Genomic DNA, 409 nt, shown 5'->3' with positions numbered 1-409 from the left:
ATGCCACCTCTGAGCCCGTGGCGATCAGAATCAGCTCGGGGGTGCCTTCGCTGTCCTTGAGCACGTAAGCGCCGTTCTGGATCGCTGCCAACTGCGCCTTCGTGCGCTGCTGGTGGGGCAGGTTCTGGCGTGACAGTACGAGCGCCGTGGGGCCGGAGTGACGCTTAATCGCCGCATCCCAGGAGGCCGCTGTTTCCACCGCATCACAAGGGCGCCAGGTATTGAGGTTAGGCGTGGTGCGCAGGCTGGTCAGTTGCTCAATGGGCTGGTGAGTCGGCCCATCTTCCCCCAAGCCAATGGAGTCGTGGGTAAATACGTAAATCACCTGCTGGCCCATCAACGACGCCATACGGATCGAGTTACGCATGTACTCCATAAAGATCAGGAAGGTCGCGCCGTAAGGTACCAG

The 409-nt window shown here is 60.4% G+C and carries 1 pseudogene; it reads right to left on the bottom strand.

Features of this window, described 5'->3' with window-relative positions:
* Window positions 1-409: pseudogene (locus ACT3UM_RS24220) on the bottom strand (transketolase); the annotation flags it as partial.

This window comes from Halomonas sp. AOP13-D3-9 (assembly GCF_052379125.1).
Taxonomy (GTDB): Bacteria; Pseudomonadota; Gammaproteobacteria; order Pseudomonadales; family Halomonadaceae; genus Vreelandella.
Note: the sequence above shows the minus strand (reverse complement) of the source record. Positions and strands in the feature narration are given on the sequence as shown.